21 protein-coding genes and 2 pseudogenes are annotated in these 23,376 nt (G+C 55.7%); 6 read left to right on the top strand and 17 right to left on the bottom strand.

What is annotated here, in order from left to right:
- Positions 1-164 precede the first annotated feature (164 nt).
- From hemN to ccmA, 10 genes are read right to left on the bottom strand one after another with little or no spacing between them, the layout of a single operon-like run.
- A complete protein-coding gene (gene hemN, locus ACQE3E_RS11480) occupies positions 165-1,544 on the bottom strand; it encodes an oxygen-independent coproporphyrinogen III oxidase (protein WP_313727879.1) in 1,380 nt (459 codons plus the stop codon).
- The gene (ccmI, locus tag ACQE3E_RS11475; RefSeq protein ID WP_313727880.1) at positions 1,544-2,749 is read right to left on the bottom strand and encodes a c-type cytochrome biogenesis protein CcmI; all 1,206 of its coding nucleotides are present in this window, start codon (positions 2,747-2,749) and stop codon (positions 1,544-1,546) included. Before ccmI ends, hemN begins: the two co-directional genes overlap by 1 nt.
- Positions 2,746-3,204, bottom strand: coding sequence for a cytochrome c-type biogenesis protein (locus ACQE3E_RS11470; RefSeq protein ID WP_168030916.1), 459 nt, complete (start codon positions 3,202-3,204; stop codon positions 2,746-2,748). Before ACQE3E_RS11470 ends, ccmI begins: the two co-directional genes overlap by 4 nt.
- Positions 3,201-3,731 (bottom strand): DsbE family thiol:disulfide interchange protein, encoded by a 531-nt coding sequence (locus ACQE3E_RS11465; protein WP_313727881.1) that lies wholly within the window; start codon positions 3,729-3,731, stop codon positions 3,201-3,203. Before ACQE3E_RS11465 ends, ACQE3E_RS11470 begins: the two co-directional genes overlap by 4 nt.
- Complete coding sequence (locus ACQE3E_RS11460) at positions 3,728-5,674, bottom strand: heme lyase CcmF/NrfE family subunit (RefSeq protein WP_168030920.1); 1,947 nt, start codon at positions 5,672-5,674, stop codon at positions 3,728-3,730. The genes ACQE3E_RS11465 and ACQE3E_RS11460 overlap by 4 nt, the downstream gene beginning before the upstream one ends.
- Positions 5,671-6,105 carry a cytochrome c maturation protein CcmE gene (ccmE, locus tag ACQE3E_RS11455; protein ID WP_313727882.1) on the bottom strand — a complete coding sequence of 145 codons (435 nt, stop codon included), beginning with the start codon at positions 6,103-6,105 and terminating at the stop codon, positions 5,671-5,673. The genes ACQE3E_RS11460 and ccmE overlap by 4 nt, the downstream gene beginning before the upstream one ends.
- On the bottom strand, positions 6,102-6,269 hold the full coding sequence (gene ccmD / locus ACQE3E_RS11450; RefSeq protein ID WP_168030924.1) for a heme exporter protein CcmD: 168 nt from the start codon (positions 6,267-6,269) through the stop codon (positions 6,102-6,104). Before ccmD ends, ccmE begins: the two co-directional genes overlap by 4 nt.
- Positions 6,266-7,027, bottom strand: coding sequence for a heme ABC transporter permease (locus tag ACQE3E_RS11445; RefSeq protein ID WP_168030926.1), 762 nt, complete (start codon positions 7,025-7,027; stop codon positions 6,266-6,268). The genes ccmD and ACQE3E_RS11445 overlap by 4 nt, the downstream gene beginning before the upstream one ends.
- A 3-nt stretch (positions 7,028-7,030) precedes the next feature.
- Positions 7,031-7,705, bottom strand: a complete 675-nt coding sequence (gene ccmB / locus ACQE3E_RS11440; RefSeq protein WP_071156953.1) for a heme exporter protein CcmB — start codon at positions 7,703-7,705, stop codon at positions 7,031-7,033.
- On the bottom strand, positions 7,696-8,328 hold the full coding sequence (ccmA, locus tag ACQE3E_RS11435; protein ID WP_064031660.1) for a cytochrome c biogenesis heme-transporting ATPase CcmA: 633 nt from the start codon (positions 8,326-8,328) through the stop codon (positions 7,696-7,698). Before ccmA ends, ccmB begins: the two co-directional genes overlap by 10 nt.
- Before the next feature lie 141 nt (positions 8,329-8,469).
- Between ccmA and purE the strand changes: the two genes are divergently transcribed.
- Together purE and ACQE3E_RS11425 are read left to right on the top strand one after the other, a co-directional pair.
- Positions 8,470-8,967: a 5-(carboxyamino)imidazole ribonucleotide mutase gene (gene purE, locus ACQE3E_RS11430; protein ID WP_064031661.1), complete on the top strand. Its 498-nt coding sequence runs from the start codon at positions 8,470-8,472 to the stop codon at positions 8,965-8,967.
- A complete protein-coding gene (locus ACQE3E_RS11425; protein ID WP_313727884.1) occupies positions 8,964-10,058 on the top strand; it encodes a 5-(carboxyamino)imidazole ribonucleotide synthase in 1,095 nt (364 codons plus the stop codon). The genes purE and ACQE3E_RS11425 overlap by 4 nt, the downstream gene beginning before the upstream one ends.
- 18 nt (positions 10,059-10,076) lie before the next feature.
- On the opposite strand, the gene ACQE3E_RS11420 is transcribed toward ACQE3E_RS11425, so the two are convergent.
- Together ACQE3E_RS11420 and ACQE3E_RS11415 are read right to left on the bottom strand one after the other, a co-directional pair.
- Positions 10,077-11,666 carry a GTPase gene (locus ACQE3E_RS11420; RefSeq protein WP_427501632.1) on the bottom strand — a complete coding sequence of 530 codons (1,590 nt, stop codon included), beginning with the start codon at positions 11,664-11,666 and terminating at the stop codon, positions 10,077-10,079.
- Complete coding sequence (locus ACQE3E_RS11415; protein WP_313727886.1) at positions 11,647-13,383, bottom strand: GTPase domain-containing protein; 1,737 nt, start codon at positions 13,381-13,383, stop codon at positions 11,647-11,649. Before ACQE3E_RS11415 ends, ACQE3E_RS11420 begins: the two co-directional genes overlap by 20 nt.
- A 111-nt stretch (positions 13,384-13,494) precedes the next feature.
- Here ACQE3E_RS11415 and ACQE3E_RS11410 point away from each other — a divergent pair, with 111 nt between their 5' ends.
- Positions 13,495-13,929, top strand: a complete 435-nt coding sequence (locus tag ACQE3E_RS11410) for a DUF6694 family lipoprotein (protein ID WP_064031665.1) — start codon at positions 13,495-13,497, stop codon at positions 13,927-13,929.
- On the opposite strand, the gene ACQE3E_RS11405 is transcribed toward ACQE3E_RS11410, so the two are convergent.
- From ACQE3E_RS11405 to ACQE3E_RS11385, 5 genes and pseudogenes are all read right to left on the bottom strand, one after another.
- On the bottom strand, positions 13,930-14,598 hold the full coding sequence (locus ACQE3E_RS11405; RefSeq protein ID WP_064031666.1) for a DUF2959 domain-containing protein: 669 nt from the start codon (positions 14,596-14,598) through the stop codon (positions 13,930-13,932).
- Positions 14,595-15,155 (bottom strand): uridylate kinase, encoded by a 561-nt coding sequence (locus tag ACQE3E_RS11400; protein ID WP_313727887.1) that lies wholly within the window; start codon positions 15,153-15,155, stop codon positions 14,595-14,597. Before ACQE3E_RS11400 ends, ACQE3E_RS11405 begins: the two co-directional genes overlap by 4 nt.
- Positions 15,152-16,531 carry an aminodeoxychorismate synthase component I gene (gene pabB / locus ACQE3E_RS11395; protein ID WP_313727888.1) on the bottom strand — a complete coding sequence of 460 codons (1,380 nt, stop codon included), beginning with the start codon at positions 16,529-16,531 and terminating at the stop codon, positions 15,152-15,154. Before pabB ends, ACQE3E_RS11400 begins: the two co-directional genes overlap by 4 nt.
- Positions 16,532-17,028: 497 nt before the next feature.
- A pseudogene (nhaD, locus tag ACQE3E_RS11390) lies at positions 17,029-18,462 on the bottom strand (sodium:proton antiporter NhaD).
- 95 nt (positions 18,463-18,557) lie between these two features.
- Positions 18,558-19,094, bottom strand: coding sequence for a MarR family winged helix-turn-helix transcriptional regulator (locus ACQE3E_RS11385; RefSeq protein WP_064031670.1), 537 nt, complete (start codon positions 19,092-19,094; stop codon positions 18,558-18,560).
- 661 nt (positions 19,095-19,755) lie between these two features.
- On the opposite strand from ACQE3E_RS11385, the pseudogene ACQE3E_RS11380 reads away from it, so the two are divergent.
- The 3 genes and pseudogenes from ACQE3E_RS11380 to clcA all read left to right on the top strand — a co-directional run.
- Positions 19,756-20,193, top strand: a pseudogene (locus ACQE3E_RS11380) (glycosyltransferase); the annotation flags it as partial.
- A gap of 571 nt (positions 20,194-20,764) precedes the next feature.
- Positions 20,765-21,247 (top strand): HAD family hydrolase, encoded by a 483-nt coding sequence (locus tag ACQE3E_RS11375; RefSeq protein WP_313727890.1) that lies wholly within the window; start codon positions 20,765-20,767, stop codon positions 21,245-21,247.
- Positions 21,248-21,984: 737 nt separating this feature from the next.
- Complete coding sequence (clcA, locus tag ACQE3E_RS11370) at positions 21,985-23,367, top strand: H(+)/Cl(-) exchange transporter ClcA (RefSeq protein ID WP_231883771.1); 1,383 nt, start codon at positions 21,985-21,987, stop codon at positions 23,365-23,367.
- Positions 23,368-23,376 lie beyond the last annotated feature (9 nt).

Genomic DNA, 23,376 nt, shown 5'->3' with positions numbered 1-23,376 from the left:
ATTAGCGGCGAACTCAGTCAGCGGGCACCTGCCGCAGTTAGTAACGGGTCGGGTAGCCGGGGATAACTTTTGCATTGCACCTATCCCTGTCGGTAAGGCGAGACCGGCGGAAATCCCCATACACAAACAAGCCGTGGAGTCCGAGATTCAACCCGACGCGGCGCTTAAATTACCCTGGAAAATTGCTGTTGTTTTTGGACAAGGTACTTGTCGAATACCATGCAAATGTTCCGAATCAACAAGCGGCCGGCGGGCAAGACCTGGACGCCAGCGTCGTCGAGACTCAACAGCCCGTCACCTTGCATGACCCGCAAATGTTCCAATTCCGGCGCGAAATAATGGGCGAAGCGGATCGAGAATTCCCGTTCGATAACCGCGAAAGACAATTCGAAGTGGCAGATTAACTGAGTGATCACGGCGCGCCGCAACTTGTCGTCGTCATCCAATTCGACGCCGCGAAACACCGCTAGCCGGCCTTGGGAAATCCGCCCGGCGTATGGGTCCAGTTCCTTAACGTTCTGGATATACGCATCGCCGACCCGGCCGATTGAAGTGATACCGAATCCGATCAGATCGCAGTCAGAGTGCGTCGAGTAACCTTGAAAGTTTCGATACAACTTGCCTTCGCGTTGCGCTACCGCCAGCAAATCGTCTGGCTTGGCGAAATGATCCATGCCGATGTATACGTAACCGGCGTCGGTTAGTTTCCTGCCGATCATTTGCAAAATATCCAGCTTGACCGATGGCGGCGGTAAATCGGCTTCGTTGATTTGCCGCTGGGTTTTAAAGCGGCTGGGCATGTGAGCGTAATTGAAGATCGAGAAGCGGTCCGGCGCGTAAGCCAGTACTTGGTCCAAAGTATCCGCGAAGCTGGCCTCGGTCTGCAACGGCAAACCGTAGATCAAATCGATGTTGGTGGAACGAAACCCTTCCGTCCGAGCCGCTTCCAGGACCGCAAAGGTCTGTTCCTTGCTCTGCAAGCGATTGACCGCGGCTTGGACCGCCAAGTCGAAATCCTGTAATCCCAGGCTAATGCGGTTAAAACCTAATTCTCGCAACTGCGCGATGGTTCTATCGTTGGTTTCGCGCGGGTCGACTTCGATCGAGTATTCGCCGCCGTCGTCGCTACGCAGATTAAAATGCTGGCGGGTCGCGTCCATCAACCGTTGCATTTGTTCGAAATTCAAAAAGGTCGGCGTGCCGCCGCCCCAGTGCAATTGGTTGACCGGACGGGACCCGTCGAATAAGTCGCCCTGCATTTCGATTTCCCGGACCAGATTGTCCAGATACGGTACCGAATGTGCCCGGTTTTTGGTCACAATCTTGTTACAGGCGCAATAAAAACACACCGTATCGCAAAACGGGATATGGAAATACAAGGACAACGGCCCGCCGGCCGCATTGGATTTTTCGATATGTTTGCGATATTCCGCCTCGCCAAAACCCTCGTGCAATTCCAACGCGGTCGGATACGAGGTATAGCGCGGACCGGATTTGTCGTAGCGGTGAATCAGGTCCAGGTCGAATTGGATGGATTGATCCATTACTTCACTTCTTGGTCGATGGTGACATTGACCCGCCGGTTGGCATCGGCCAAGTTCAGTTCGGCGCTGCCGATCAAGTCGCCGGCGGCCGGCATCGCATTGCCGGACTTGGAGACTCTGGCAACGATGCGCAATTTCGGAAAGTCGGCCAAATGCAATTGCGGTTGCATCGCCATGCTGTCGTTTAACACCACGTCAATCGGCAAGTCGGCGACCTGCTTGCGGACGATAGCCAACGGCATTTTTGGGCCGTTGGCCGCTTGGGCGTAGATAAATACCGTGCTGTCCGCCGGCGCGGTCCGGCCGTTCGCCAATGACGCGCGCACCGAAATTTCGACGTTCGGCGCGGATGCTGCGTTCGAAGGCGGCGCTTTGATCATTTCCGCTTCGGCCATCCGCATCATATTGGCCAACTGTTGTTGAGCCTCGTCATCGGCCGGCAATAATTTAGAAAGCTTTTGCCAATAAGCGATGGCCCCGCGAAAATCGCCGGCCTCCGCCTTGGCCATCCCGGCCAGCCACAGCGCGGTGTGATCTTCCGGGACTTGCTCCAGGGCCTTGAAGACCAAGTCGGCCGGTTCGCCGCTCAGCCGGCCGTTGCGGGCCATCGACAAGGCGTCGGCGTAGCGCAGCATCACCGCCGGATCGCCCGGCTTGCGCCGATTAAGCTCGCCGAAGGCCTCGGCCGCTTTTTGATACTCCTGCATGTATACAAAGGATCGGCCCAGCATCATCCAGCCTTCCAGATCGTCCGGATGTTGTTGCAAGCGATCAACCAAGCGCTGCACCATGGTCTGCACGTTGTCGGCCAGCTTTTGATTGGTTGCTTGCCATTCGGCCTTCTTCATCGCCTCGGGTTCGCCGAGCATGCCGTACAACAACAAGCCGCCCACCGGCAGCAATATTGCAATCGGCACGGCAATCCAGCGACCGGCAGAGCCAATCGCGGCCCCCCGGCCTTGGTCGTCCAAGGTGTCGAGCACGGACAACTGCAAATCATTGTATTGGGCTTCGTACTGCGTCGGGGACAACGCGCCGCTTTGCAATTGTTGCTTGAGTTCGGCCAGTTGTTGGCGAGCGATGTCGGTGTTGCGTTGCGCGCCGTCGGCCGATGAAATCGGCGCTCTTCGGAACAACGGTGGCAGCAAAATCGCTAGCGCCACGGCGCAAAGCGCGGCTATCCAAAGCCAGAATTCAGTCGTCACGCGTCTTCGCCCTCGCCCAATAGTTTTTGCAACCGGGCTTTTTGCGCGGCGTCAAGTTCGGTTGCTCGCCCGGTCCGCTTGCGGCGCGCCACCAGTATTACCGTGATCAAACCACCACCCAGGAATAACGCAGGCCCTAGCCAAAGCAATACGGTTTTAAGATTGAAAGCGGGTTTGTACATCACGAAATCGCCGTAACGCTCGGTCATGAAATTGACCACATCGGCGCGGGATTTACCCTGGCGCAGCATTTGATAAACCTGTTCGCGCAAATCCTTGGCCAAATCGGCGTTGGAATCGGCGATAGTTTGATTTTGGCAAACCAGGCAGCGTAATTCCGAAATCAAGGTCTGATAGACCTGTTCTTGCTCGGGTTGGGAAAAATCCCGATACTCCACGGCGGCGAAGGCCGTTGAGGCCATCAGCATCAGACTCAGCAGGGCAGCGCGTTTCATGAAGGCTCCCCTTCCAGACGTTCTATCATCGGCAATAACACTTGTTCGAGATCGGCCGGTTGAATCGGTCCGGTGTGTTTATGCCTCACGACGCCGCGCTTGTCGATTACGAAGGTTTCCGGCACACCGTAAACGCCGTAGTCGATGCCGATGCGGCCGTCGCTGTCCATGACGCTGGCGTTATAAGGGTTACCGTGTTTGCCCAGCCAAAGTCCGGCGGCCTGGGCTTCGTCCTTGTAATTTAATCCAATCAGCGTGACTCGGTTTTGCTTGGCCAGCTCGACCAGCAGCGGATGTTCTTCGCGGCAGGAAATGCACCACGACGCCCAAACGTTCAGCAACCAAACCTTGCCTTTCAAATCATTGGGAGTCAGGGTCTTACTTGGCTCGGCCAATACCGGCAAGTTGAATGCCGGTGCCGGTTTGTCGATCAGCGGCGACGGAATTTCCCGAGGATTCAGTTTCAAACCGATCGCCAAAAATACCGATAAGCCAATGAACAGCAATAGCGGTAAAACGTATTTCATCGGCTCTCCTGACTCTTGATACCCGCCATGCGATAGCGACGGTCGCAGGCCGCCAATAAGCCGCCCACTGCCATTAACACGCCGCCCATCCAAATCCAACGGATGAAGGCCTTATAATAAACCCGCAAACTCCAGGCTCCCTGCTGGTCCAAGGGCTCGCCCAACGCGACGAACAGATCGCGAAACACGCCGGCATCGATTGCGGCTTCGGTCATCGGCATTTTTTGGACACGATAAACCCGCTTTTGCGGCGCCAATTCGGCGACGATTTGGCCTTCGTGGCTGACGGTCAGAAAGCCTTGCTCGGCTTGATAATTTGGACCCTGAGTCTGTTTGACCCCATGGAACTGAAACACGTAGCCGAACAAATCCAGGGTTTCTTCCGGCGCCAAACGCACGTCGCGTTCGATGCTGTACACCGAGGTATAGGTGATGCCGATCGCGAATACGGCGATACCCAAATGGGCCACCGTCATGCCGTAAAAACCGGCCGGAATTTGTTTCAAACGCTCCCAGGACCAGGTTTGGATGCGGTGTTGGAAAGCGGCACCCGACACCGCTAAGGTCCACAGCGCCAGGGCGCTGCCCACTGCCGCCGCCCAGGAATAGAATGGCATCGCCAGCGGGGCGGCAACGGCCAATAGCAGACATGCCGCCGCCAAGCCGCGCAGCTTAACGGTCAAGCTCTTGAAGTCGTCGGATTTCCAGCGCAGCAAAACCCCCAAGCCGACCACCAATGCTAGCGGCGCCATCAGCGGAATGAACACCGCGTTGAAATACGGCGGACCAACCGACAGCTTACCCAAGCCGAGCGCGTCGATCACCAGCGGATACAAGGTACCCAGCAGAATGCTGGCTGCGGTCACCACCAACAGCACGTTATTGACCAACAACACGGTTTCCCTGGACACCCAATCGAAGCTCGCCGAGCTTTTCACGTTGGGGGCCTTGATGGCATACAACAACAAGGAGCCACCGACGACGGTCGCCAAAAACACCAAAATGAACACGCCGCGGGCCGGATCGCTGGCAAAGGCATGCACCGAGGTCAACACTCCGGACCGAACCAAAAAGGTACCGAGCAAGCTCAACGAAAACGCGAAAATCGCCAACAACACAGTCCAGGTTTTGAACACACCGCGTTTTTCGGTGGCGGCCAAAGAGTGAATCAGCGCGGTACCGACCAGCCAGGGCATGAAGGAGGCATTCTCGACCGGGTCCCAAAACCACCAGCCTCCCCACCCCAGCTCGTAATAGGCCCACCAACTGCCCAGGGTGATGCCCAGCGTCAGAAACATCCAGGCAACGTTAGTCCACGGCCTCGACCAACGCGCCCAGGCGGCGTCCAATCGCCCCTCCAACAACGCGGCAATCGAAAACGCAAACGCCACCGAGAAACCGACATAGCCCATGTACAACATCGGCGGATGCACCGCCAAGCCTGGGTCCTGCAATAGCGGATTTAGGTCGCGGCCTTCGGCCGGGGCCGGGAACAACCGGTCGAACGGATTGGAGGTCAACAATAGAAACAACAGAAAACCGATGCTGACCAAGCCCATCACGCCCAACACCCTAGCGCGCGTGGTATCGGGAATCTTGGCGCTAAAAGCCGCGACCAAGCCGGTCCAAATCGCCAAGGTCAAGGCCCAAAGCAACAACGAGCCTTCGTGAGCGCCCCACACCCCGGAGATCAAGTACAAAAACGGCAATGCGGTATTGGAGTTTTGCGCGACGTAGGCGACGCTAAAATCGTGCACAACAAAGCTATAAGTCAGACAAGCGTAGGCCAACGCCATGAACAGCAGTTGTCCGAAGGCCGCCGGTTTGGCGACATGCACCCAACCGGCGATGTTACGGCCGGCGCCGACAATCGGCAGCAGGCCCAGCACGATCGCCATGCCCAGCGCCAGTATCAATGAAAAATGGCCGATTTCCGGAATCATCGTTGCCCCGCCGGTTTGTTCAAGCTACCGGCCACTTCCGGCGGCATATAGTTTTCGTCGTGCTTGGCCAACACTTCCTCGGCGACGAATACGCCATTCGGGTCCAGTCGGCCCTTGGCGACGATGCCCTGCCCTTCCCGAAACAGGTCGGGCAAGATGCCGCTGTATTCGACGACGACTTCCTGGCTAAAATCGCTGAGTTTGAAGCGCACCAGCAAATCCTTGCCCGGTCGTTCGACGCTGCCCTTGACCACCATGCCACCCAAGCGGAACGCGGCATTATCCGGCGCCTTGCCGGCCTTGACGTCCGAGGTCGAGAAAAAATACATCAGATTTTCGTTGAAGGCTTTCAGCGCGAAAGTGGCGGCCAAACCCAGTCCCGCCAACATCAAACCGATCAGCAGCAAGCGTTGTTTTCGAATCGGTTTCATCGTTGTTGACCGCGTTTTTGCTTGAGCCACAACTGGCGGAAAAACTGCTTGCGCTGCACGATGGGCCACAACACATTGATCAGCAACACCACGAAGGTGATGCCGTAGGACGGCCAGACATACCAGGCATAACCGCCCATCTCCAAAAAGCTTTGCAACGTCATGATTGCTTCTCCATCAAGGCCCTAACCCATTGCGAATTGGGCTCGCGCTTTAGCAATTCGAGTTTGGCGGCTTGCAACACCGCAATCAGATAATAAAACTTGAAAGCCACCGCCATCAGTAACAGCGGAATCAACATCGAAATATGGATGGACGGTTTACCCATCTTGCCGACCGTCGCCGGTTGGTGCAAGGTATTCCACCATTCCACCGAATAATGAATGATCGGAATATTGACGACGCCGACCAAGGCTAGGATCGAAACGGCGCGGGCCGCGCTGCGTTTGTCTTCGATCGCGCCGTACAAGCCGATCAAGCCCAAATAAAGAAACAGCAGGATCAACTCCGACGTCAATCGCGCATCCCAAACCCACCAGGTGCCCCACATCGGTTTGCCCCACAACGAGCCGGTGACCAACGCCACAAAGGTAAAACCGGCGCCAATCGGCGCGCTGCCGATCAACATCACTTCCGCCAATTTCATGCGCCAAACCAGCGCGATGGCACCCATGACCGCCATCAGCACATAGATGAATAAGGACATCCAAGCGGCCGGCACGTGTATATACATGATGCGGTAACTCTCGCCTTGTTGATAATCCGTGGGCGCCAGTATCAAGCCACCGTAAAGGCCGGCACCCAACAACACCAGAAAGATCGCGGTCAGCCACGGAATGAAGCGGTCGGCCAACGCATAAAAATGCGGCGGCGACGAGGTTCGATGAAAAAACCGGCTAACCGGCGCTGGAATCACGGACATTACTCAATTCACACTCATTTTTAACGCGGCGGCGGTCGGCAGCGGGACTAACACGAGGGCCGCCAACAACATCGCCAACAAAATATTCAATTGCGCCGAAACCGGCAAACCGCCGGCGGCCCGGTCTACCGCGCCGCTGGCAAAAATCAGCACCGGCACGTACAACGGCAACACCAACAACGACAACAGCATGCCGCCGCGCCGCAAACCGACAGTCAGAGCCACGCCAACCGCGCCGATTAGACTCAATAATGGAGTAGCTATGATCAAGCTCAGCCACAAAGTTCCCATCGCCCGTTCCGGCAGGCCCAAAAACACCGCCAGCAACGGCGCCACCAGCAACAACGGCAAACCGGTAACCAGCCAGTGCGCGGCGATTTTGCCCAGCACCAATACCGAGAGCGGTTGCGGACTGATCAGCATTTGCTCCAGCGAGCCGTCCTCGAAGTCGCTGCGAAACAAGCCGTCCAGCGACAGCAGGGTTGCCAATAGCGCCGAGACCCAAATCACGCCAGGCGCCACCGCTTGCAATAAATTCGGCTGGGCGCCGATCGCCAAAGGAAATAAGGTCACCACCAACACAAAGAACATTAACGGATTGGCCATTTCGGCGCGGCGTCGAAAGGCCAGCATCAAATCCCGGCGGACGATGGCCCAGAAAGCTTGAATCAATGGCATGCTTGCAGATGGATGGTTTTCAATTCGATGTCGGGCAGCCTGAGATCGTGGTGCGAGGTCAATACCGCCAAGCCGCCGCCGGCGACGTGTTCCGCGATCAGCGATTCGATTAAGCGTATGCCCTGACGATCTAACGACGTAAAAGGCTCGTCGAGTATCCACAACCGATTGGCGGTGATCAACAAGCGCGCCAGCGACAAACGGCGTTTTTGCCCCGCCGACAAAGTGTGCACCGGGTTATCGTCGAAACCGGCCAGTTGGACTTTTGCCAGGGCGTCGTCTATCCGATAGGCACCATCGGCCTTCATCGCCAACGCAAAACGCAGGTTTTCCAACACGGTCAATTCCTTCTTGGTACCGTCGGCGTGGCCGACGTAGGCCATGTCGCGATGGTAGGCGCCCTCTTCCAGACGCTCGCCGGTCCAAAAAATATCGCCGGCGTCCGGTTCGCGAAAACCGCAAAGAATCCGCAATAGCGAAGTCTTGCCGCAACCGTTGGCGCCCTCCAACAGCAATGCCTGCCCGGCCGCCAATTCGAAACTCAAACCGGAAAACAGCAGGCGATCGTCGCGCGAACACGCCAATCCCCGGGCTTCCAGCATGACGGTTTGCGAATTTTCCATGTTCGGCGCAAGGCTCCAGGTTTACGAGGGGCGCTATCTTAACATTAAGGCCACCGGAATCCGCAATTCGCCGGCACGGAAAAACGCCCGATTGTGCGATAATCGCCCGCCTTGATTGATTGCAAGCACCGGAGATTTTGCATGACTGCATTGATAGGCATCATCATGGGTTCCACGTCGGATTGGGAAACCATGCAACATGCCGCGCAAACCCTGGAACATCTGGACATTCCGCACGAGGTCGAAGTGGTATCCGCCCATCGCACGCCCGACAAATTGTTTCAGTATGCCGAGTCCGCCGAGGCCAAGGGCCTGGAAGTCATTATCGCCGGCGCCGGCGGCGCCGCCCACCTGCCGGGCATGACCGCCGCCAAAACCGCGCTGCCGGTACTCGGCGTCCCAGTGCAGTCCAAGGCGCTCAACGGCATGGATTCGCTATTGTCCATCGTGCAAATGCCGGCCGGCATTCCGGTCGGCACGTTGGCGATCGGCAAGGCCGGTGCGATCAATGCCGCACTGTTGGCCGCGGCGATTATCAGCAATAAACACTCGCAATACCGGCCGGCGTTGGACGCCTATCGCCGCCAACAAACCGACAGCGTGATCGCCACGCCCGACCCGAGACAGGTGGCCGGATGAAAATCGGTATCTTGGGTGGCGGCCAACTCGCCCGGATGATCGCGCTGGCCGGCTATCCGCTCGGCTTGCAATTCGTCGTGCTCGATCCCGACACCAACGCCGGCGCCGGCGGCTTGAGCGAACATTTGCTGGGCGCCTACGACGACCCGGCCTTGCTGGCGCAACTGGCCGAAAAAGCCGACATCGTCACTTACGAGTTCGAGAACGTGCCGGCTCACGTCGCCGAATATCTATCCAGCCACACCACGGTTTACCCGCCGGCCGGCGCGCTGGCCGTAGCCCAGGACAGGCTGCTGGAAAAGAATTTTTTCCGGGATTTGGGCATGCGCACCGCGCCGTTCGCGCCCGTGGACTGCCTGGACGATTTGGTTAGGGCCGTGGCCGACATCGGTTACCCGGCGATTTTGAAGAGTCGGCGCATGGGTTACGACGGCAAGGGCCAAGTCTTGATCCATTCGGCCGAACAACTCGAAACTGCTTGGTTGGCGATGCAGGAGGCACCCTCCATCGTCGAAGGCTTCGTCGGTTTCGAGCGCGAAGTGTCGATCATCGCCGCCCGCCGCCCGACGGGCGCCATCGCGTTTTACCCGCTGTCCGAAAACCGGCATCGCGGCGGCATCCTGCGTATCGCCGAATGCCGTAGCGACGATCCATTGCAGACCTTGGCTGAAGATTACGTGACCCGCTTATTGGAAAAACTCGATTACGTCGGCGTGGTGGCCTTGGAGTTATTTGCGGTCGGCAACGAATTGCTGGCGAACGAATTCGCCCCTCGGGTACACAACTCCGGCCACTGGACCATCGAAGGCGCGGAAACCAGCCAATTCGAAAATCACTTGCGGGCGATTCTGGATTTGCCGCTGGGTTCGACCCGCGCCAGAGGTCACGCCGGCATGGTGAATTTTATCGGCGGCGTCGCCGGCGACGCGCAAGTGCTCGATATCCCCAACGCTCATTTGCACCTCTACGATAAGGCGCCGCGCAAGGGCCGCAAGGTCGCGCACGCGACGGTCAGAGCGGATTCCGCCGACTGCTATCGGGCGGCCTTACAACAATTGGCCGATTTGGCGCTGGCCACAGACGACTCCTGAGTCGTCGAAACCAGGCGATCACGCCGGTTCGCGATCCGGCAAGGCCCTGCCCAGCAGGCTCTGTTTGGCGATATGTTCTTCCTCGCCCGGCGCGCAATCCTGGGCGATTTCGCCAAGCTGTTCCAAAAGCCGCTGATTTTCCTGTTGTTCGCGCCGCAAGCTCGCGCTGATTTCCGCCCACAAGCCGGCTAAGGCTTGTTGCAAGCCTTTTTGCAGGCCGCGTTGGGCGGCTTTTTGCAGCGACGGTTGCAATTGCCGTTGCAAAAAATAAGGGATCAACCAACTTAAACCGATTAGCAAGCCGCTATGTATCGCGAAGTCGCTGCCCAAATACGCGCCGAGGCCGGTCGCGCCTCGGTAGTAACCGCAGTAGACCTGGTATCCCACGGCGGCCATCGCCGCCAGCGGTAACGCGGTCGCGGCGACCGTGGCGATCCGCAAAACTATCCGCCGCGGGCGACTGCCGGGATTCAGCAGCGCCATCCGGCCGGCCAGTTCGGTTTGCGCGACCACCTTGGCGCCTGCCGTGTCGCGCAAATCTTGTAGTGCCGCGCGCAACGGCCGGGGTGGAATGCCACCTTGCGACGCTTGCAGCGCCACGTCGTCCAACAAATCGCCGAACAGCGTCTGCGCCCAATCGTCCCAAAGCTTAATATCGCCGGCTTGACCGCCCGGTTCGGCCCGTGCCTTGGCCAGTTGCGTCAGCGGCCAGGCCAGTCCGGCAGAGAGGTCGGTTTCCGCGCGCTGCCAGCGCGTTTCCAATTGCCGTTGCAGAGCCGGGTAATCGCGTTCGGCCAACAGCGTTTCCAAGCGACGCAAGGTCGTCGACAACGCTTGTTTTCGCTGGCGTTCGCCGCGACGCTGCATTTGCTGCATCGCATGACCACCCGCCAGTTCCGCCAGTTTGACCAGCAACGCCGGAAATTCGTCACCGTCCGGTTGCACGCAACTAGTGCGAAACAGCAAGGGATCGGCAAAACCCGCCAACGCCAGTTGGCGCCGCAAGTCCTCGTATTGCGCCGCTTGGCCGCGATCCCACTGATTCATCACGAACAACCAGGCATGCTTGGCGCCCTCGGCCAATAACAGGCGCCAGGCCTTGCCGTCGCGATAGCGCTCGGGACTGACTACGTACAGCAGCACATCGATATGCGGCAGCCAATTCAGCACCAGTTTTTGGTTGGCGGCTTCGACACTGTCGAAATCGGGCATGTCTATCCAAGCAATATGGCGCCGCGCGTCGTCGTCGTGGTGATCGATCTTAATCCGGTCCAACGGCAACCCGTCGGGCAGTTCATTCAATGTCAGGCCGCGGTGATGATACAGCGTGACCTCGCGCGAGGTCGGCCTTTCGATGCCGGCCTTGGCGATCGCCCGGCCCGCCAATCGATTCAGCAAACTGCTTTTGCCGACACCGGTCCCCCCCATGAAGGCAACGATCATCGGCCGGCCTGCGTCGCCTTGGGCTTGCGGGAACAAGCTGGACGCGATTGGGCTATCCAGTTGCGCCAACCAGTCCGCCTGTTCGAGCGGCAGGCGCTGCGCCGCGACGGCCGCTTCGCTCCACCGGCGAGCGCGACCAAGTAATTCAGAGTATTCGTAATCCATGCTTTTTATCTTGCAAGGCTTGTTCGGCTTGCCGACATTCGGTTTCGTCGATATCGAACCGACTGTTGCTGGCAATTTGCCCAGGCAGCGCATAAAGACGCCGTTGCAAACAGTGCTCGAACAGCGCGGCGTTGACGGTATGGAGTTGATGTTGCTTTAAATCCGCCTCGACGCGCGCCATATAACCGCCCAGCGTACTTTCCGCCAGCAGCGAGGTCGCGGTCAGCATCAACGGCATCAGCACCAAATCATGCAGACCAATGCCGCCGGCCTGGATAGTCAATAGCACCGCACCGGCGTCGGTGGTCGCCCGCGTGGCGCGCAAACTGTTGAGAATCAGCGGCTGTTCTTGCAATTTGCGATACAGGCGCTGGGCGGCGGCTTCGACGTCTTGCTGAAAATTGCCGTGGTAATTCAGCACCGCCCGTTGATAAGCGCTGGAAATGTCGCCGCGCTGTTGCCGCAACGCGCCGCTGGTTTCCTTCCACCAGCGGGCATCGTCCGCTTCGGTTTCGGCGATTTCCAGCAGGCGGTCCGCCAATTGGATCATCACGTGATCGCCGATCTGCGTTAACACAGCGATCTCCTGGCTGGCGCTGACGGCAGCGGATTTTGAACCGAACAATTTGCGCATCGGCCAAGTCATCGCCCGGCGGGTTTTGGCCAACAATCCCGCCAAACCGGGGATTTCCAGCAAGGTCAACAGGTTCAATACGGCCTGTTGAAAGGTTTCGTAATGATGCGGATGGTTCAGATAATCGCGTTGATAGTCCTTGAGTGCCCGCGCCAGACACTGATCGACCAGCGTCCGCCAGTGACGTTGCGATTGATGCTCGGCATACACCGGCTCCAGCCAGTGCGGCCAGAAACGCGTCAAAAGCTGTTGTTGGTATTGACTGTGTTTACGGCGCGAGACCGATTTAACCAGTTCCAATACCGCCTGCTCCGCAGCCCTCGGCCAACTCGGCTGGTCCGGCAATCTTCGAAAATGCAGCGGCACGACATTCGGTACCGGGTCGCGGCGCGCGGCGCGCCATTTTTCGGCCAGCGAGTCGATAATGGCGGCTTCCTGACCTTCGCCCAACTTGTTGACGACGATCAAAGTCGGCTGCCGCAGCGACTCCAAAATGCTCATGATGTCCCAGACCGACTGATCCGCGTATTTTTCCTTGCTGACCAACAAAATCACCGCGTCCGCCAGTGCGATGGCTCGCACCAGGCCCTCGCGGTAGTCGGCGGCATCGATGGAGTCGAAGTCGGGCGTGTCCCAGCATACACAGGGCGGTAATAACGGCGAACGTAACGGACTGGTGCCGATCGCGTAACAATCCAAGCGGCCCGGCGCCAACTCGCCGACCGCCACCCGCTCGAAACGACCGAAGTAGGCTTGCAAACCCGGCATGGCCTCGGCGGACACCGCATGACAGAAGCCCTGGGCCTGCACGGTGTAACCCGCTAAAGGGCTGACGCCGGCTTGATGACTATTCAGCAGCAAGTTCACGGTGGAGCTTTTACCGGACTGGGTCGGCCCGATCACCGCGATCTGCATCGGCAAATCCGGATGCTCCGCAATCAGGCGTCCCTTCCGGATAAAAGCCTCGGCGAACAGCAGCTGGTCGGCGCGTTGCTGGTAATCCAGATAACGAGGACTTCGTTTATCCATCCGACCTAGCACGATCTGATAGCGCTGTTTGAGGTGTTGGATAAATTCCAGCATGTGGTAAGCTTGTGCCGTTAAAATTTCCGAGTAAATAAGTTTGTTGGGTAACCGGAACCATTATAAATACAAAATCCGGGTTTGTTCATTTAGCCGTTGGGGGGCTACATCATGAAAATCGCGTCGATTCTTTTCGTTTTATTGCTGGGCGCCGTGGCGAGCGGTTGCAACAAAAGCAACCAGATCAACGGTAGCAGCATGAAAACCGTCAACCGTTCGATCAGCCATATCAAGGAAAAACTGCCGCTCGACCAACGCATCGAATTCGAAGTGTCTTTTTGGACCCTGCGCGACGAAATCCGCGATAACGGCGAGTTTTTGAACGAGATCGACGGCAAAACGCCGGAACAGTTGATCGAAAAGGGTAAGGAGCTATTTGCCAAACGCAAGGCAGCCGGCAGCAAGGATTACGAAGAATACGCCAACTGGGATCAGATGATTGCCCAATATTCGCAAGAACGTATCGATCAAAACCGGAAAAAAGCCCCCGATCCGCGTGATAAGCAGTACCCTCACCGCGTGGATTACAAAATGCACTCGATGTAATTATCGTTTGGATATCGAGGCCGGTGCCGGCAGTTGTTTTTGCTCGACGAGCACCGCAACGAACTGGCTGGCCTCGCCTATCGTCTTTTCCATCACGTCGATCAACCGGGAAATATCCAGACCCATTTCGACAAACTCGTGACGCAGCGCGGCAATGGCATGGGCATTCAGATTGTGTTTCAGGAACAACACTTGATCCTGAAACGCCGCCAACACCGGCTGCATCCGGCTTTCCGCATTTTGTAGCGATTTGAGTAGCCGCGCATATTGTTGCCGGGATTTTTTCAATTGCTGCTGACTGCGGGAACGCAAAACCCGATTGCTATATAGCAGCAATTCCGACTCCCATTCCGCGAACAAGGCTTCGCTGATTTCCTCAACCGCTTGAATTCGCTGACTGACTTGGTCGGCCTTGCTCCGACACAAATCGTAACGGCGTTTGAGTTGCTGGTAGCGCTGTTCCAGCGAATGTTCCGGCAGATTGACGATGCTTTTGAATTTGTCCAGAGCATCGACAAATTGATCGCGGCTCTCTTTTAAGCCCACGCACGCCTGTTCGACTTGGGTCACGACGATATCGCGTTTTTGATGACCCAACAGCGATTCCCGGCTTTGGTAATAGGCCTTGCGCAAGCGCTTGTTCAGTAGAGATCGGATGAAATGAATCATGCGTTGATAAATGACGCTTGGTGAATGACGCGGATTCGATACCCGGCGTCGCGACTGTAGCGGCCGAACGCCGAATCCACTATACCCTGGCCGATCAATCGGCCGATGTCCGTGTCGTCGGCGACTTCGGCCGACTTGACCAAGATCAATTCGTCGGCGCCCAAGCGGCCGGCCAACCAAGCGGCCAGACTGTCCGAGGTCACTTCCCAACTGGCTTCGACGCCGGCGGCATCCAACTCGGCGTGATCAGGCATCCAGATGGCCGACCGTTTTGCGGACAAAACTTCCGCGAGGGCCGCGACCGAATCGGCGGGCTGAAATTGCGGACGGCGAGCGTGCATCAACCAACCCATTTGCCGCATCGCCAAGAGTGCCATGCGATGCGCGGTAACATCGTCGAAGTTCCGGATTGCTTGGGACCGGCGCACCTGATCGGCAAACTCGCCGCCGCCCGGTACGATGACCAGCAATTCGCCCCATTCGCCGAGCGCATCCAAGCAAGCCGGCAATGCGCCGGCGCTCAGCAAACTGCCGCCCAGCTTGACGACCCGTGTCATCGCCGAAATTTCTCCAACACTTTTAGCAAGGCCGCCGCCTTATCGAAGCACTCCTGATATTCTTCTTCCATGCGCGAGTCGTTAACAATGCCGCCGCCCGCCCAGAAGCGTATCGTGTCGCGATTGTGGACCAGCGTGCGAATCGCGATATTGGTATCCATGTCGCCGTTAAAACCGATATAACCGATCGCGCCGCAATACACGCCACGCCGATGCGGCTCCAGCTCTTCAATGATTTCCATAGCACGCACCTTGGGCGCGCCGGTAATCGATCCGCCGGGAAAGCAACTCCGCAACAGATCGATCGCCTGCTGATCTTCGGCCAACCGGCCGGTCACGGTACTGACCAAATGATGCACGGTGGCATAGCTCTCGATCTCGAACAACGTCGGCACGCTGACCGAACCTTTTTGGCAGCTTTTACCCAAGTCGTTGCGCAACAGATCGACAATCATCACATTCTCGGCGCGGTCTTTCGGACTATTGAGCAACTCGGCCATCCGAGCCCGATCTTCATCGGCATCGTGGCCGCGCGGACGAGTCCCTTTGATCGGCTTGGTTTCCACGCAGCCGCCGTTGACTCGCAAGAAACGCTCGGGAGAAGAACTGAGCACTTGCGCGTCCGGCGTATTTAAATACGCGCTAAACGGTGCCGGATTGATTTGCCGCAAGGCCCGATAAGCGGTCCAAGGCCGACCTCGGCACGTGCTCTCGAAACGTTGCGCCAGATTGATTTGGTAGCAATCGCCTTCCTTCAGGTAGTGTTTGATTTTCGCGAGGGCCTGAGCATAGTCAGACGCGGTCATATTGGAGCGCGGCTCGCTTAAGATTTCAAAGCCGGTCTCCGGTTCCGGTTCCGGTTCCGGCATCCGGCTGAACCGAACCGTCAAGTCAAGAATTTCCGCATCGCTCAAACCGCATCCGGTCAACCAACTGGCTTGCGATTCATGGTCGACGACGACAGCCCACCGATAAATCCCAACCGCCAATTCCGGCAGGTTTTCGCAATCTCGGGCCGCGGCCGGCAAGCGCTCGATACGACGGGCCAGATCGTAACCTAAATACCCGATAGCCCCGCCGCAGAACGGCAAGCCCTCGATTCCAGGCTGATGCTCACCCAGCTCCACCTTCAACAGATCGAATGGATCGTCGGCACTGTAGCGAATTTCGCCGCCACGGCTGATCCGGGTAAGTTCTCCGAACGTCTGCAGGGTGGCTTCCGGCTCGGCGGCGAGGATATCGAAGCGACCTTGCGAATCGGCGGGCCGGCCGCTATCCAGAAACATCGCCCAGGGCCGGTCGGCCCATGGCGCAAATAGCGCTGCACTATCCGAAACATACGGCAGGCGTATTTTAACGGGCTGAATTGGGGGCATTAAACGGGGGAATTCTCGATGAAGCACCAAAACCGATCATAACGACCGAATCGGCAAAGGACGTGATTTTATACCAGCGGGAAGGTTTAGACCAACCCGGCACGCAGCGCCGAATGGATCGAGCCGAATACGGCCTGGAAAGCCGGCAACTGCGTGATATCTGAAAAAGCTTAATCGCTCGGGAGAATCGACCCTCGCTTTCGCAAGTCGAATCAGAAACGCCTTGCGCGAATGTTGCCGATCTCGGGGCTTTACCGCCATTTCGGAGGGAGCCGAAGCGCGCTCTCTTCCGCGTCCGCCGATCTTCGCAACCGGGCAGGAGAAGTCGTCGTTTCCGAGAACAGCTTGGGAAACTCACGCTCAATGGAAAAGACGATTTGAACGATCGCCAGACTTCGCCCCCCCTCCCCACCAAGAAATAATCGAAAAATTTTCGAACAGTTTATTTCACTTTTATTGCCTAATGATGTTGCGACTAGTTAAAGCACTCTATGCGATCAAAACAGCTCGGCATTCATTAAAAAGTGCGCACCGATACCGCCAAAATAACCTAGCGCAATCACCGGCGCCCATTTCAGATGAGTTAGGAATGTGTACGCGCCCTTGGCTTGGCCCATCAAGGCCACGCCCGCGGCAGAGCCAACCGAGAGCAGACTGCCACCAACACCGGCGGTCAGCGTTACCAACAACCATTGGCCTTCCGACACTTCGGGATGCATGGCCAGGATGGCGAACATAACCGGGATAATTGTCGATCAGCGCGGAAATAACGCCAACCAGTATGTTGGCTGGGGTAGCACCCAGTTCACCATAGAGAAAACCGGACAAATAGTGTAGGTAGCCGAGGAAGTTCATACCGCCCACACACAGCACGACACCATAGAAAAACAGCAGGGTATCCCATTCCATGCGCGCCAGATGATGAAAGACGTCAAAGCGCAAACTATCTGCATCGGCGCTACCCTTGACTTCCTCGCCGGACATTGGATCCAGCCCTAGTTCCGGCTCGTCGCGATGGGTGACGTGCAGGAAATAGCCGAACAATTGCAGATAAGTCAGACCGGCCATCATGCCGACCGCCGCCGGCAGTTGCAGGCTGTTTTGGAAAGTCACCGCCGTGAGTACGGTGAGCAGAAATAACACTACGATACGTTTAGCGCCACGGCGAGTGACGACCTTGGCATGAATAGGCGCTGGCTGGGTTTTGGGAATCGCGAAATGCATGATCGCGGCGGGGATCAGGAAGTTAACCACCGAGGGCACAAACAATTTGAAGAAGGTCCAGAATTCGATGATGCCCTTTTGCCAGACCATCAAGGTGGTGATGTCGCCGAACGGGCAAAACGCCCCACCTGCATTGGCAGCCACCACGGTATTGACACAGGATACGCCGACGAATTTTGGGTTGTCCTTGCGACCACCGCGCACATCAACATCGCGGTAGTCATGTCATTGGACACCGAGGAAATGAAAAAAGCCAAGCCCCCTGTAACCCAAAACAACTGACGATAACTCGAACCCCGATTAACCAACCAAGCCCGCAGGCTGTCGAAGACGCGTCTCTCTTCCATCGCATTGATGTAAGCGATGGAAACAATCAGGAATAGTAATAACTCGCCGTAGTCCAAAACATCGTGCCGAATCGCCGTTTCGGCGACCGACGATAAGCCTTGGTTCTTATAAACCAGGGCAATCGCCACCCATATCAGCGCCGCCGCCAACATCATAGGCTTGGATTTTCGTAATTCCAATACTTCTTCAAGGACCACAAAGAGGTACGCGATCGCAAACAGGCCTACACAGAGGTATCCGACCCAATGTCCGCTCAAATCCAGGGCTTGAGAAAAAGTTTCAGCAAGCACGTTGGTTGAAAATAACATTAGTCCGGCAGCTGCTAATGAGCCAAGCAAAAACTTGTTTAGTTCGTTCATACATTCTTCCATTTCTGTCGTTCAACGATCGACTTTTTGAGTCGATCACGTTCTCATTGTCCATACCCGCAACATGCTTGGGTTGGCCTAAACGTTCACCCTTGATTTTTGGCTGAAGGCGATTTTTTAGGCAGCGGATTAATAGGCTGCATCGCGGCTTCGTCGTCCTTAATTTGCATTTCTTTAACAAGCACATCGAGATTCTTGGCCAGAGACTTCAGAACATTTTCCGGCAAGGCAAATAGTGCATGTTGCAAAATGCCCTGCGGCGGCGAGCTTACTTGGTTTAACAGTTCAATACCGTCCTGAGTCAACATCACGGTAACAACCCGTTGGTCCTGACTAACGCGCTCCCGCATGATTAATCCCTTCTTGGCCAGTTTGTCGAGCATATTGCTGGCGGTGGAATGATGGATCGACATCGCTTTAGCTAGTTCGGTGACTTTCAATCCCGGATTTTTTGATAACTCCCAGAGTGCCCACAGTTGAGCGCTGGTAACGCCGCAATGCGTTTCTACCCATTGGGAGTGTTGCTGAACGGCCTTAAAAATCATTCGAAATTGTTTCAAGACTTCATGTGGCCATTGTTTGGAGCCGTCGGTGTTGGTGGTTGGCAGTGCTGATTTGTTCATGGGGTTACGGTTTATAGTCGGCAAAATTAAGGTGTCAAAAACATTATTACCCACCTGACAGCCAATGTGGCCCGCTTGATTCGGGCATAACGAACTCAGAATTTTTCCGCTGGCTCCGTACAGTATGCGGAAGATCTGGCAGATCGGCGTCTCGATATATATGTTGACACAAACAATGTTTGCGTCAACATTATTGGGTTATTATAATGCTCTCGGCAAGTCTAAGAGCGGATTACCTGCCTTGGAATGGTTTGATGTGGTTTCAAAAATTGACAGCGCAACGAAATCCGCTCCTTAACTTGCCTCCGACGCATACTGCTTACAAGTAACGGAATTACCAAAGACGCTTTCACGACCGCTAGACGCTCTCTGTCCAACAGCGATACCCAAACAAAGCGCCAAAATGACGAAATTAAAATGTTTTCAAATATTTACGTTAGATTGTTGATTTGCCTGGTTTGGCTCTCCTCTGTCATATTGCTGGCATCGTGTTGCGGTCAAAACACCCCAGTCCCTATCGATCAATCTTCGTCGACAACGGCGTAAGCCGACAAACATTCCAACTATCCGGGATGTCACCTTAGCAGCCGAAACTCGCAGAATTGGGCCCACTTGAAACCGTGGGACCGACTTCGGGACTGCAAATGACTAGGAATAGCGCATGAAATCGAAATATCGACACTGGGTATTCGTCAAGAGAAAGAAAAACAGACGGACTCATCAACAACGCGATTCGAACGCCTGTGCGACCGTCGTGATACCGGCTTTGAACGAAGCCAAACGCATCCAGGAAGTCGTTGCTTACGCCATGGCAGATTCGGCTACCGCCGAAGTGATTGTCGTCGACGATAGCTCCATCGACGATACAGCGATGCTGGCGAGAGAGGCCGGTGCCAAGGTCATGACCAGTAGCATGTTGGGCAAAGGCGTCTCGATGCGCGACGGCGCGGCGGCGGCTACTCATGATTTGGTCGTTTATCTGGACGGCGATCTGACCAATTTACGTCCCGGCATCGTCACCAGCCTCTGCTTGCCGCTGCTTAACGAGGGGGCGGACTTCGTCAAAGCCCGCTTCGGACGCGGTGGCGGCCGGGTTACCGAACTCACCGCCAAACCGATGCTGAAAGTGTTCTTCCCCGAACTGGCGCATCTGGCTCAGCCGTTGGGCGGAATCATTGCCGCACGCAAACGCCTGTTGCAAACCATTAGATTCGAAGATGATTATGGTGTCGATGCCGGTCTGTTGCTTGACGCTCATTTGGCCGGCGCCAAGCTGGCGGAAGTTGACATTGGCTTGTTGGAACATGATAGCCAGCCGCTGCAAGATTTATCGCTGATGGCCAACGAGGTCAGCCGCGCCATTTTCGACCGCGCCAAAAAAGCTGGACGCCTGCATGTGGAACAGGTCACTGCCATGTACGAGAACCAACGCCAAGTGGCTGCCGGTATCGATTATGTGCTGTCTCTTCGCAGGGGACGCCGATGCTTACTTTTGCTGGACATGGACGGCACGGTAACCCCATCGCGATTTGCGCTGGAACTGGCGCGCAACACCGGAAACGAAGCGGCTTTGGTGCAACTACTGGATACGCCTCACGACGATGCTATAACCCGCAGCGAGCGGATTGCCGAGTTGTTTCGCTTCCATTCACAAGCAGCAATTCGAACAGGTGGCTCGTACGCTGGAAATCCGTCCAGGCGTCATCGAATTCGTCAAGCAGGCAAGACGAGCCGGTTTCATGGTCGGTGTCGTCAGCGACAGCTATTTTGTTGCTGCCGATATTATAAGACGTCGCATATTTGCTGATTTCGCGCTGGCTCATACCCTGACTTTCGATGGGGAGGTCTGCAACGGCCAGTTACAAATCAATCCGGCTTTCTTGCCCGACGACGTCAATTCAGTTACCCCGATTTGTAAAAGCAACGCGATGCGATGCTTCTTGACAGATAAATCACAACCCCCGCTCGAACTGATTTGGGCTGTCGGCGATAACCTTAATGATTTGGAAATGTTGCGGCTAGCAGATAACGCCTTCGTCATCGATCCCAAGTCGCCTAAACTACTTGAGGAGCCTGGAATCACGCTTATAAGTGAATTCAACGACTTAGTGGAGTTGTTAACGCATGAGGCGTCGGAAAGTATCGAAGCGTAACGGCATCCGGGTTTAGTCATTTTTAATCGCGCACTCCGTGTCGTGATTACTCGACTAATACAAACATCGTCAGGGCCATTGGGGTTTTTATGAGCTTCACGCGTTGCACAGCTGTGATATTTATTGTCAGTTTGCTATGTATCTTCGGTTGCGAGCAACACAATCCGGAGCCAGGCGCTCAATCGAGCCAATCGAAGCGGTTTGCTGAAAGTACAAGGCAAGCGGTTATACAGTGCCTTAAGTCCCGCTCATACATTGTAAGCTCTGAAAATTCAACCAGAAGTATCCGCGGACACGATTTCCAAACGGATCCGAATAGAGTGTCTTGCTCAGACATTTATTATTACAACCAAGGTCGCTTGGGTCGACATCCCAATACTCCCAAATAGGCGGCAAAATATCCTCTTGTAAGGATACCCTCACAAATCGCGAATCGTCTAACTGCAACGATTCGCGCTTAGCGGCCTCCTGTCGCAAACAATGTTATCGAGAAATCAACCCGTTAGAACCTGCCCCTCTTTGCAACAATGCGTTTCTACAAACATTGTTTTCTTCAACATTACCTCATCACTAGAATGCGGTCAGTAACGCAAATGACCCAATAGATTAAAGCGACTGAATGCGTTAAGAAAGAAAGGTATTCGGTGAAGCTCTAGCCATTGTCGGTTCGTTTGGTAAGGCTGCACCGAATATATGGCTGGCGATTTCAAATCGCTTACTTTGTCGGGAAACGTAACTTGGCTGTAATCGTCGATTGTGAAGGCCAATCACCTGCCTCCGGGGGAAATTTGTTGCAACGTGATCCATCAGAACACCAATCCGCTTCAAAGGTAGAATTTAATCGGCAGCGGAACCATTTGATACCCCAAGCGCTTGTGCTCGGATTGACGACCGGCGCAACTTCGGTAGCATTCCATATAGCAATGAATAGCGCAGAAGCATTTCGAAAAAAGTTTTTAGACTTATCACATCAGAACCCCGACTTCGGCGTTGGAATGATTCTGGGATTAGCGTTAATCACCCTGATCATCTCCGCCGGAATCGTCAGACAATTTGCACCCGAGGCAAGCGGCAGCGGCATCCCCCACATTAAGGGCGTATTGATTGGGCACCGGCATTTCCGCTGGTTTCGGGTGCTGATTACCAAGTTTATCAGCATGGTCATTGGCGGCATTGGCGGCCTTGTCGTTGGTCGCGCCGGTCCCTGTGTACATATGGGAAGTTCCATAGGGCAAGGGCTAGCCAATATCTGGCCTAAAAACGGTAACCCCGAGCATACGATATTGATTGCTGCCGGCGGCGGCGCCGGACTCACGGCGGCATTCAACGCCCCTCTCTCCGGCTTGACCTTTGTATTGGAAGAACTTGAACGGCGATGCTCTTCGCTCGAATTCGTGACCGCCGCCATGGCCTGTCTGACAGCGGATATGGTGTGCCGCGCGGCGCTCGGCCAACAACCCGCCTTTCATTTCGTTAATTTCACCGCTCCGCCGCTGAGTCTTCTTATTGCATTCGTTCCTTTGGGTTTACTATCCGCCCTATTGGGTAGTTTGTTCACGCATGCCTTGTTGCGGGGACAACGATTGATTACCCTGAGTGTTTGGCCGAAAACGATGTGGTGGCTGACTTTGGCAACCTGGCTGACAGCCACAGCTTGGTATGCGCCCGAATTATTGGGCGGCGGCTATGATTTTGTGAATGAAATTCTCGTAGGCCGGGAACTCACACTGGGAACGATAGCGCTATTCTTTGTCAGCCGATTCGTGTTGACTATCGGTAGTTCCTGCTCGGGCGCGGCCGGGGGGATTTTTATGCCGATCTTGGTTTTGGGCGCATTGCTGGGTTGGGGTGTCGGTGCGACCACACAATTGTTTTTTCCCGAATTAAATGCAGATCCTAGGCTATTTGCCGTTATCGGGATGGCTGCATATTTTAGCGGAGTGGTACAAGCGCCTTTAACGGGCATCGTGTTAATCATCGAGATGACCAGTGATTACGCATTGATTTTGCCGCTATTCATCGCCTGTTTTACCGCTTTGCTCATCGTGAATTGGTTAGGATGTCCTCCCGTTTATGAAGCCTTGTTGGAAAACGAATTGCGACAAAAACGAATTCAGTAATAATTTCAC

Origin of the sequence: Methylomonas sp. MED-D (assembly GCF_050276835.1) — a bacterium.
Taxonomy (GTDB): Bacteria; Pseudomonadota; Gammaproteobacteria; order Methylococcales; family Methylomonadaceae; genus Methylomonas; species Methylomonas koyamae_A.
This window is presented reverse-complemented; position numbering and strand designations above follow the sequence as displayed.